The organism is Neisseria sp. 19428wB4_WF04, assembly GCF_015235335.1.
In the GTDB taxonomy this organism is placed as follows: Bacteria; Pseudomonadota; Gammaproteobacteria; order Burkholderiales; family Neisseriaceae; genus Neisseria; species Neisseria musculi.
Genome location: NZ_JADGLG010000067.1, coordinates 1 through 9,864 on the forward strand (window position 1 = coordinate 1; position 9,864 = coordinate 9,864).

A 9,864-nucleotide genomic window follows, 5' to 3' on the forward strand; every position below is an offset into this window, starting at 1 on the left:
GGTGTTTCCATGCTGCCGCTCCCCAAAACGCCGCCGCCCGCCTGCTTTGCCTGTGCCGGCACGGCGTTTGGCAGGTTCGGGTTCCCTATCCATCATTTCACGCTCGGCCAAACGGCCGGATGCTCCGTTTCGGATAAGGTTTTGTCCTGCACAACAGGGGTTCGGGCAGGATAATTGACGGTTTGCAGGCAGACGCAATCATGGCTGATTCACGGAATACGCAGGCGGTGCAGGATTTGGGAAAGCGCTCGGGTTCAGGCGTGGCGATGCGGCAGGCTGATGACCGTTCAACTTCCTTTCACAAACGGATACTTCAACGCCAAACTAAACGGGCTGTACCGGCTTAACAGCCTCTTTCAAGGCTTTTTGCCGGGCGGCCTGCCCGAGCCGCTGCGTTCAGATGGCCAAAGGTTGCGGGAAAAGCAGGCCGGAGCTTACCGAACTATGCTGCGGCGGGTGTTTGGCCGGAGGCGGGCAAGGGTGGGCGGCGGACACGGTGAGGCATGCAAGAGTGTGGCGGGTAACGGTTTGTAATGAATCGGGTTTGTTGAGGAGGAATGTCAAAATGCCCCCTTTCCTGAGGGTAATATCAGGCCGTCTGAAAACGCAAATTGAAAACCTGCTTGAGCACACCACATTCACTAGACAGTTTGATGTTGCATAAAAACGAATTTGGGGCCGATCTCTGCGCGGCAGAGGCAGTTGTTTGGCTGCTGCCTGACTGCGTGTAGAATATAGTGAGCCTGCTTTATTTCTGTTACGGCGTTATTGCGCCTTATCGGAGAGAATAATTTTGTAAGCTACTGTATCGGCAACAGAATCAGTCTCGTATTTATTGCAGTTTGCTGCTTTGTAGCGGAAATAAAGCGGGATTATTATACGGCTTCGGCCCGGTAGCCTGTGGCGGGCCGGCAACTCCCCTATTGATTTTTAAGGATACTCTATTAATGGCTAAATCCATTATCAGCATTTCAGATATTGAAGGTGAACCCGGGCAAGTTGAAGTCAGCTTCGACATCGGCGAAAGCGAGGAAGACGGCCTCACTGCTGCGCAAAACTTTTCTATGATTATCAATCACTTGATAAAGTGCATAAATACGGAGGAATTTCTAAAATTGGCTTTAGCGGTTGTTAAAGAGAATCAAGATGAGTTAGATCATCCTGAGCTGCTCGAAATACTGGAAGCTCTGGAAACGCTGGAAATTTCTGAGGCTGAGAAAATATTGAGTATTGCACCCGCTTCCAAACTGATTCACTAACGGCTCCGCTCCAAACAGGCCGTTTGAAAATATTTTCCGCTATCTGTATCTCTGCACACAAACAAGTGCACCAAGCCTTTGCCCCCTGCCTACCCGCAAAGGATGGCACTTAAAGCATAAGCCGATGCCGATGCAAACGGCACATTTCCAACTATTGAGGCAACAATGAACCTTTACCGCAAGCTGCCCGCGCCGATGCTGCCCGAAGAAACCCGCCGCGAAATTCAGGCGCGCGAGTCTTACCATGTTTTAAAGCTCATTTCAGAATTTGTCGAATCGGGCGAAGAGTTGCGCGCCATCCAGCCGGCTGTGAGCATTTACGGCAGTGCGCGGACGCCGGCCGGCCACCCTCATTATCTGTTTACCGAACGCCTTTCGCGCAAACTTTCAGATGCCGGTTTTTCGGTGATTTCCGGCGGGGGCTCCGGCATTATGGAGGCGGCCAATAAAGGCGCGTTTGCCGGCAGAAGCCCCGCCGTGGGGCTCAACATCGTGCTGCCGCACGAGCAACATGCCAACCCGTATCAGAATTTATCCATTAAATTCCAACACTTCTTTCCGCGCAAAGTGATGTTTGTGAAACATGCCGTGGCCTATGTGGTGATGCCCGGCGGTTTCGGCACGCTTGACGAGTTGTTTGAAAGCCTCACCCTCGTGCAAACGGGCAAAACGCCCAGCCGACCGATTATTCTGGTGGGCAAAACCTTCTGGCAGGGCATGGTGGATTGGGTTCGCGACCAACTGCTCGGCAACGGCATGATTGCCGAAAAAGATTTGGATTTGATGCAGCTTATCGATGATGAAGACGAAATCGTAGCGCATATTTTCGCCCACTACGAAAACCGCCCCGACGGCCTGTTCGAGCCGCAAAACAACACTTGGGAGTTGGGTTTGTAGCAACAGCAGAATGTTTTCTAAAATCGGTTAAGGCCGTCTGAAAAACAGTTTTCAGACGGCCTTTGTTTGGTTTGGTGTGTATCAGGGTTGCAGGGGGGAAGAGTCTTGCGGCAGCGGCTCTGCGGGAGTGGTTTCAATGGCAGCGGCGGGGGTGGCGGGGGCGGCCATCGGGTTGTCGGCAGCCGGCGGTGCGGCAGTTACGCTGTCGGCCACATAAATGAATTTTACGCGGTCGTCTTCTTTGGCAGACAATTTCACGCCTTGGTATTGCACTTCCTGCAGGCCGGGAAAGGCTCCCTGGCTGCCGATATTTTCAGCAGAGGCAAAAGAGGCGGCGGCAGCGGCCAGTGCGGCAAAAGTTAAAGTGGTTTTCTTCATTATCGATCCTTTCGGTTTGGTTTATCTGTTTAATAGGGCTACGGTTTGACGGTGGGTTTGTGCGAGAGTTTTTGGTGTGAGTTTAAAGGCGGGTTAATAAATAACAGGTTGATAAAATAAAACTGCTGCTTTGGTAAGTTGTGCAAACAACCCGGGGGGTTCTGATATATGATGTTAAATGTGAATAACCGGATAAGCCGCTTTGCTGTGAATCCGACCGTCTGAAAACGCAGGCTGAGCCGGTTTGAAGAGGCTTTACGGCTTTGCGGGATAAGCCGCAGCTGTTGGGTTGTGCTGCGGCTGCTCTGTCATCAGCCCTTAAAGCTGCTAAAAATCTATGTGGACGTTGGGAAAATGACCGGCCGGCCCGATAAATTCTATGAGCTTTTGCGCCTGCGGCGTTAAACGTGGTGGTAGCGCATTGCGGGGTGTCGGGCGGGGCGTTTCAGCGCATCCGGTGCCGTGTCTGCCATTGCTCCGTTGGCACGAGTAGGCGGCTTTACCGCAGGTTTACTGCAGGAGCGGCGGTATTTATGTTCGGCATCGGTTGGTTTATGCTAACTTATGCCGGCCATGCTTCAAAAATCTAAAGGCAATGGTTTAACAAGCCGTTGAAGCAGCAACAGAATTGGCTCCGTAATGTATATCTGCAAAGCGGTGCTGCGTGTGATTGCACGCAGGCCGGGGCGTAACGCCGGCATTTTTTGTTTTGTTTCGGATTGCTCTGTTGCCGCCTAAAACAAGGCCGTCTGAATATTTTCAGACGGCCTGAAGAAGATTTGCAAGGGGTGCCGGCCCGTTTGAACCGTGGCGGCCGGTTATCCGTAAACTTTCAGCAGCTCCACTTCAAATACCAATGTGGCGTTGGGCGGAATTATGCCGCCGGCACCGCGCGTGCCGTAGCCCATTTCGGGCGGAATGGTCAGCCTGCGCTTGCCGCCTTCTTTCATGCCGCCAAAGCCTTCGTCCCATCCGGCAATCACTTGCCCTGCACCCAGCGTGATGGTGAGCGGCTGGCGGCGCTCGAGGCTGGAATCGAATTGGGTGCCGTCTTCCAGCCAGCCGGTATAGTGTACGGTGATTTCTTTGCCTTTCACGGCTTCTTTGCCGCTGCCGGTTTCGATGTCTTCAATAATCAAACCCATGGCTCTGCTTTCTTAATCGGGTTGGGGCGGCAAGCATAACATAAAAACAGGCATCAGTTGCCTACGCATTGGTGCAGCGGAAAACGGCTTTTGCAGGCGCGCAAATTGTTCTTTTTTTCGTAGCGGTTCCATGCTTTTTCGTGAAAATAAAACACAAATGTGTTGGCCAGCGGCTCAATCAAAGCCACCGCGCCGGAAACGCCGATGCTGCCGGTTAAAACATAGGCTACGCTGAATGCCACGCTGAAGTGTAAAATGGCAAATGTGATGGTTTTCAACATGGTAGGTTCCTTTTAAGAGCCTTTAAGAGGCCGTCTGAAATGATATCGATTGGCATCATAACGGGGCGGTGATGGTTAAGAAATTTGATTCTGCCAATATTTTATTAGTTAAATTTTATCGTATTGAAGATTTCGATAGCAAAGGATAATTATGAAAACATTGAGCATTGTTGCGCTCGACCGCGACACGCTGGCAGACAAACCGTTTGATTTCGATTTCAAATTCAAACTCGCCGAATACGGCAATACTGAGCCGAACAACACGGCAGAGCGCCTTCAGGGCGCGCAGGTTGTGATTACCAATAAAGTGGTGGTGGATGCCGGGCATATCGCAGCCAACCCGCAGTTGAAACTGATTGCGGTGGCGGCCACGGGTGTGAACAATGTTGATGTGGCGGCAGCCAAAGCAGCCGGCGTGGCAGTGTGCAATATCCGCGCCTACGGCAATGATTCTGTGGCCGAACATGCGTTTATGCTGATGATTGCCCTGATGCGAAACCTGCCCGCTTATCAGCGCGACATTGCCGCAGGCGTGTGGGAACAGTCGCCGTTTTTCTGCCATTTCGGTGCGCCTATGCGTGATTTGAACGGCAAAACGCTGGTGATTTTCGGGCGCGGCGGCATCGGCACCACGCTGGCCGGTTATGCCCGTGCGTTCGGCATGAAAGTGTTGTTTGGCGAACACAAACAAGCCGTGGCCGTGCGCGAAGGCTATGTAGCATTTGATGACGCTATCCGCATGGCCGATGTTATTTCGCTGCACTGCCCGCTCACCGCACAAACCGCCGGCATGATAGGTGAAGCCGAGCTGCGGCAGATGAAGCCCCAAGCGGTATTGGTGAACTGCGCCCGTGGCGGCTTAGTCGATGAATATGCGCTGATTGCAGCGTTGAAATACGGCACATTGGGCGGTGCCGGTTTCGATGTGCTTACCGAAGAGCCGCCGCGCAACGGCAGCCCGCTGCTTAAAGCGCGTTTGCCAAACCTGATTGTTACCCCGCACATGGCCTGGGGCAGCATAGAGGCCCGCAGCCGCCTGTTTGATATGTTGATAGAAAACATCAACCGTTTTGTGGCGGGCAAGCCGCAAAACCTGCTTTAAAGCATTGCCGGGCAGGCAAGTTACACAAGCCTGATACAGCGGATGCCGTCTGAAAACATCAAACCTGATAATGTCGTCCACAAATAATCAAAAAAGAAATAAACAATTTATTCATTATCATAGACAGAATAAAATATACCGTTTATCATTATTAAAAACCGTTTATACTTATTTTGATTATTTGACAACTACAATAAAGGGAGGCACCGTGGCCGGCTCATATTCACTCTACCGTTGCGCCGTTTTAGCCACTTCCACCAGTATGCTCGACAGCATACTCGACCGAAACAGCCCGATTCATATGTTGCGTTTGAGTGTGCAGATGGGCGGGGAAACCTATGCCGAAGGCTTGGATTTGAAAGCCGAAGAATTTTATGATTGGATGCGCAGCCACCCCGAAGAAAAAGCGGTTACTTCACCACCCGACATAGAGGCTTTATGCCAAACATTTCACTATTTGAAATCGCAAGGTTATCAAGAAGCCATCATAACCACCATCAGTGGCAAACTGAGTGAAACCGCAGCCGTTATCCGCAAGGCGGCGCAAACAATGGAAGGCAAGCTGAAGATTCATGTGGTCGATACCGGCACCACCTGTATGCCCGAGGGTTTTTTCGCCCTTGAGGCCGTGCGCCTGCTTCAGGCGGGCAAAACAGCAGCAGAAGTGGTGGCATATCTCGAAAAGTTAAAGCCGCGCTGCGAAATTCTGTTTGGCGTAAATTCGCTGACGCAGCTCACCAAAACCGGCGGCCTGCTGCGCATCGGCGCGGCGTTTAACGATTGGCTGGGTTTGAAAACCGTTTTGCGCTTCAACCATAAAGGTGCATCGCATTTGGCCAGCGTGCAGGACGATGAACAATTGATAGAGCGCTTGATCGAAGCCATTATCGTGATGACGGTAGATAAAAACCCCACACATTTGGTGATATCGGGCGGTTATTGCGGCGATTACCAGCTCTACCAGCACTTTGCCCGCAAACTACACGCGAAAACCGGCCTGCATTTGGAACACGGCATACCCGTTTCCCCTGTGGTCGGTACTTACTTAGGCTTGAATGCCGTGGGAGTGGGCATTGTGGAGCGGTTGCCGGAATAAGAGAAAAGTGTTGACAACAGAGCAGCTGCCATGCAACTCCCCAGTTGCCTGATAAAAATGGTTGGCTCTAGTCTAACAGAGCTATTCTGCTAGTCTAGAGCCTTCTTATTGGTTGGTGATTTGATTTATCTGACTATGCCTACTTCCCATCGAAACAGACGTATCAGCATTGGCAAAGCTCTCGCTAACGTTTGGCTTTCCCATGCTTCCTGCCTTTGCCATTTTCACTGCCGCCGCTGTTTTCAGACGGCCTCGGGATGATGGCGCGCCCTGCCCCCCTTACATTACAATAAAGCCCTTTGAAATCACCGAAAGCACATCATGACCGTTCAAACCCGCTTTGCCCCCAGCCCCACCGGTTATCTGCACATCGGCGGCGTGCGCACCGCCCTGTTTTCATGGGCGTTTGCCAAAAAACACCGGGGCAGCTTTCTGCTGCGTATCGAAGACACCGACCTGGCACGCTCCACCGCCGAATCGGTAAACATTATTTTAGACGGCATGAGCTGGGTCGGGCTGGATTACGACAATGCCGCCAACGTTATCTACCAAACCCGCCGTTTCGACCGTTATCGGGAAGTGATTGCCGAACTCTTGGCGCAAGGCCGGGCTTATCATTGTTATTGCAGCAAAGAAGAGCTCGAAGCCATGCGCGAAAAAGCCGAAAAAGAAGGCACCGCCACCTACGACCGCCGCTGGCGGCCGGAGCCGGGCAAAACGCTGCCGCCCGTTCCGGAAGGGCGCGAGCCTGTCGTCCGCTTCAAAACCCCGCTGGATGGCGTAACCAAATGGCACGATTTGGTGAAGGGTGAAATCAGCATTCCCAACGAAACCCTCGATGATTTGATTATCGCCCGCGCTGACGGCACGCCTACTTACAACTTCTGCGTGGTGGTGGACGATTGCGATATGGGCATCACCCATGTGATTCGCGGCGACGACCATGTGAATAACACTCCAAAGCAAATCAACATCTTAAACGCTATCGGAGCCAAACTGCCCGAGTATGCCCACCTGCCGATGATTTTGAACGAGCAGGGCAGAAAAATTTCCAAGCGCAGCGGCGACACGGTGGCCATTACCGAGTTCGACCAAATGGGCATTCTGCCGCAAGCCATGCTCAATTATTTGGCACGCCTGGGTTGGGCGCACGGCAACGATGAATTTTTCACCATGCAGCAGTTTGTCGAATGGTTTGATTTGAAAGACGTTTCGCCCTCGCCCAGCCGCATGGATCTGAAAAAACTCTATTGGATTAACGGCGAACACATCAAAACCACCCCCAACGCCGAGCTGGCTGCGCTGGTGAAACCCCGTTTGGCGGTGCGCGGCGTGGAAACCGGCGGCAAGCCCGCGCTGGAAGAGGTGTTGGCGTTGGTGAAAGACCGAGCCCAAGATTTGAATGCGCTGGCCGATGAGTGCGTGTATTTCTATCAGAAAGCGGTGCCGGCCGAGTCGGATATGCAGAAGCATTGGAATGAGGAGGCTGCCGCGCGTATGCTGCGTTTTGCCGAAAAACTCGAAGGCCTGCCCGATTGGCACGCCGAGGCCATCCACAGCCTGTTTAAGCCGTTTTGCGAAGCTGAAGGCATCAAAATGGGGCAGCTCGGTATGCCCCTGCGGCTGGCCGTGTGCGGTACGGCGAAAACCCCCGGCGTGGATGCCGTGCTGGCGTTAATCGGCAGGGAAGAAGTGTTGAAACGGATCCGTTCTTGATTGAAACGGCCCGGTAAAGTAGGGATTTTCTACCCGGGCCGCGACCTTTGCAAAATTCATTCAGGCCGTCTGAAACCATATTGCGATGCGCTTTCAGACGGCCTGAAGCCTGTGAAACACCGTTATCCGAACCGTGATTTGATTTTTTTATCAATCGGCGGGGAAGCGTTGAAACCGTTCCGCGCCCGATTTTGAAAGGTTGGATCATGCGGGATTTTTATAATATAGGCCGTCTGAAAACCGCCGCGATGCGCTTTCAGACGGCCTGAAGCCTTTTCAGACACCGTTATTTAAACCATGATTTGATTTTCTGAAACAGCGACATACTCTGTTTTTCAAAATCACCGCCCTGCTGCACGGCGGGCGGCGGGGCTTCGCGGTAAACGGGCAGCGCGCCGAAACTCTGCGCCACCGGCATGATTTCGATGCTGTTCACATTCATATGGGCAGGGCGCTGGTAAAGCCACAAGGCGGTGTCGGCAATATCCTGCGGGCGGACAAACTGCACATTTTCATACAGCCCGGCGGCGCGTTCGCCGTCGCCCTTGAAACGCACGTTGGAAAATTCGGTATCGCCGCACAGGCCCGGCTCGATGTTGCTCACGCGCACGCCCGTGCCGGCCAAATCGGCGCGCAGGTTAAGGCTGAACTGGCGCACATAAGCTTTGGTGGCGCCATAAACATTGCCGCCCGGATAGGGGTAGGTGCCGGCAATCGAGCCGAGATTGATGATATAGCCGCTTTTGCGCTCCACCATTTGCGGCAGCACTTGGCGGGTCAGATAGCTCAGGCCGACAATATTGGTTTGAATCATGGTTTGCCAATCGTTGAAATCGGCTTTGTCGGCCCCGTCCAGGCCGAGTGCCAAACCGGCGTTGTTGATCAGGCAGTCGATTTCGGCGAAGCCCTCGGGCAGGCTCTGCAAAGCATGATAGATGGATTCGGTGCGGGTCATATCCATTTCGAGGGGGTGGAACAGCCCGCCCAGCTCCGCCTGCAGGGCTTCGAGTTTGTGCAGCCGCCGCGCGGCTCCCACAACCTGATAACCTGCTGCCGTAAAGCTGCGGCACATGGCTTCGCCGAAACCGGCCGATGCGCCGGTGATGAGAATCGTCATATCTTTCTCCTCGATAAAGTTCAAACGGTTTTGCACGCTGTTTAGAAAACACCCGCCGCCGTGCGGTTTCGGGTATGATAGCGGAACCATAACAACCATAGCAATATAAGGAAACGCCCGCATGAAAACCAAACTGATTCCCGCGCTCTCTGCCGCGCTTATCCTTGCCGCCTGCGCCGGGGAGCCTGATGTACCCAAAGGGCCGGTGTCGGAAGCGCGCACCACCGCTTTCAAAGCGATGATGCCCAATTTCAGCAGCATGGGCAAAATGGTGAACGGCGATGAGGTTTACAACGTGGAAACATTCAAAACCGCCGCCGCTGCGTTTGCCCAAGAGAGCAAAAAGCCGTTTGAACATTTCCAGAAAGACGAACAGGGCGACGGCGACACATTGCCGGTAACGTGGGAAAACCCCGATGCCTTTAAAGCCGAGCAGGAAAAATTCCACGCCGCAGTGGATGAATTGAACGAACAGGCGCAAACCGGCAATCTCGAAGCCGTTAAAACCGCCTATAACAATGTGGGCGCAAGCTGCAAATCCTGCCACGATACATTCCGCAGGCCGAAGTGATTTTCAGACGGCCGCCGCATCTTGCGGCGGTTGCCGCTTCTTTGGCCGGTTTGTCGGCATTTAACGGGCGGTAAAACAGTCTGCTTTAACAACTGATGCCGGGTCAAGTTGCCAAAATACGGCTTGTATTTCATATATAGCCGGGTTCGGGATCAGATTCAAATCAAAAATTCTCTGTTAAATATCGTGCAAAACTGAGCCAGGGAAACGGGGAGTTGTGCTCCAAAATTGAGCCACTCTCCGTTTGTTATAAACTGCTCCGCTTTATCACACAGCGGAGCCCAACCTGGATGTTATGCATG

At 52.9% G+C, this 9,864-nt stretch carries 11 protein-coding genes; 7 read left to right on the forward strand and 4 right to left on the reverse strand.

Annotated features, from left to right (window positions below; genetic code table 11):
* Positions 1-947: 947 nt before the first annotated feature.
* Together IR141_RS11115 and IR141_RS11120 are read left to right on the forward strand one after the other, a co-directional pair.
* Complete coding sequence (locus tag IR141_RS11115) at positions 948-1,259, forward strand: hypothetical protein (RefSeq protein WP_135037228.1); 312 nt, start codon at positions 948-950, stop codon at positions 1,257-1,259.
* 165 nt (positions 1,260-1,424) lie between these two features.
* The gene (locus IR141_RS11120; protein WP_135037231.1) at positions 1,425-2,156 is read left to right on the forward strand and encodes a TIGR00730 family Rossman fold protein; all 732 of its coding nucleotides are present in this window, start codon (positions 1,425-1,427) and stop codon (positions 2,154-2,156) included.
* 81 nt (positions 2,157-2,237) lie between these two features.
* Here IR141_RS11120 and IR141_RS11125 read toward each other — a convergent pair whose 3' ends face one another.
* From IR141_RS11125 to IR141_RS11135, 3 genes are all read right to left on the reverse strand, one after another.
* Entirely contained in the window at positions 2,238-2,534 is a 297-nt protein-coding gene (locus IR141_RS11125; RefSeq protein ID WP_135037234.1) for a hypothetical protein, read from the reverse strand.
* An 818-nt stretch (positions 2,535-3,352) separates the two neighbouring features.
* Positions 3,353-3,679, reverse strand: a complete 327-nt coding sequence (locus tag IR141_RS11130; protein ID WP_135037237.1) for an FKBP-type peptidyl-prolyl cis-trans isomerase — start codon at positions 3,677-3,679, stop codon at positions 3,353-3,355.
* Positions 3,680-3,732: 53 nt separating this feature from the next.
* Complete coding sequence (locus IR141_RS11135) at positions 3,733-3,960, reverse strand: DUF2061 domain-containing protein (protein WP_135037240.1); 228 nt, start codon at positions 3,958-3,960, stop codon at positions 3,733-3,735.
* A 151-nt stretch (positions 3,961-4,111) separates the two neighbouring features.
* Here IR141_RS11135 and IR141_RS11140 point away from each other — a divergent pair, with 151 nt between their 5' ends.
* The 4 genes from IR141_RS11140 (at position 4,112) to IR141_RS11155 (ending at position 8,069) form a co-directional block, all read left to right on the forward strand.
* The gene (locus tag IR141_RS11140) at positions 4,112-5,062 is read left to right on the forward strand and encodes a D-2-hydroxyacid dehydrogenase (protein WP_135037242.1); all 951 of its coding nucleotides are present in this window, start codon (positions 4,112-4,114) and stop codon (positions 5,060-5,062) included.
* 208 nt (positions 5,063-5,270) lie between these two features.
* Positions 5,271-6,158 carry a DegV family protein gene (locus IR141_RS11145; RefSeq protein WP_167743182.1) on the forward strand — a complete coding sequence of 296 codons (888 nt, stop codon included), beginning with the start codon at positions 5,271-5,273 and terminating at the stop codon, positions 6,156-6,158.
* 321 nt (positions 6,159-6,479) lie between these two features.
* Positions 6,480-7,874: a glutamate--tRNA ligase gene (gene gltX / locus IR141_RS11150; protein WP_135037248.1), complete on the forward strand. Its 1,395-nt coding sequence runs from the start codon at positions 6,480-6,482 to the stop codon at positions 7,872-7,874.
* Positions 7,875-8,069, forward strand: a complete 195-nt coding sequence (locus IR141_RS11155) for a hypothetical protein (protein WP_135037251.1) — start codon at positions 7,875-7,877, stop codon at positions 8,067-8,069.
* Between the two features lie 91 nt (positions 8,070-8,160).
* On the opposite strand, the gene IR141_RS11160 is transcribed toward IR141_RS11155, so the two are convergent.
* A complete protein-coding gene (locus IR141_RS11160; protein ID WP_135037254.1) occupies positions 8,161-8,991 on the reverse strand; it encodes an SDR family oxidoreductase in 831 nt (276 codons plus the stop codon).
* Between the two features lie 121 nt (positions 8,992-9,112).
* Between IR141_RS11160 and IR141_RS11165 the strand changes: the two genes are divergently transcribed.
* Positions 9,113-9,562, forward strand: coding sequence for a cytochrome c (locus tag IR141_RS11165; protein ID WP_135037257.1), 450 nt, complete (start codon positions 9,113-9,115; stop codon positions 9,560-9,562).
* Positions 9,563-9,864 lie beyond the last annotated feature (302 nt).

Bases quoted from the DNA above. Each gene is read 5' to 3' on its own strand.
- IR141_RS11115 (WP_135037228.1), top strand. From the start codon at position 948: ATGGCTAAATCCATTATCAGCATTTCAGATATTGAAGGTGAACCCGGG.
- IR141_RS11120 (WP_135037231.1), top strand. From the start codon at position 1,425: ATGAACCTTTACCGCAAGCTGCCCGCGCCGATGCTGCCCGAAGAAACC.
- IR141_RS11125 (WP_135037234.1), bottom strand. From the start codon at position 2,534: ATGAAGAAAACCACTTTAACTTTTGCCGCACTGGCCGCTGCCGCCGCC.
- IR141_RS11130 (WP_135037237.1), bottom strand. From the start codon at position 3,679: ATGGGTTTGATTATTGAAGACATCGAAACCGGCAGCGGCAAAGAAGCC.
- IR141_RS11135 (WP_135037240.1), bottom strand. From the start codon at position 3,960: ATGTTGAAAACCATCACATTTGCCATTTTACACTTCAGCGTGGCATTC.
- IR141_RS11140 (WP_135037242.1), top strand. From the start codon at position 4,112: ATGAAAACATTGAGCATTGTTGCGCTCGACCGCGACACGCTGGCAGAC.
- gltX (WP_135037248.1), top strand. From the start codon at position 6,480: ATGACCGTTCAAACCCGCTTTGCCCCCAGCCCCACCGGTTATCTGCAC.
- IR141_RS11160 (WP_135037254.1), bottom strand. From the start codon at position 8,991: ATGACGATTCTCATCACCGGCGCATCGGCCGGTTTCGGCGAAGCCATG.
- IR141_RS11165 (WP_135037257.1), top strand. From the start codon at position 9,113: ATGAAAACCAAACTGATTCCCGCGCTCTCTGCCGCGCTTATCCTTGCC.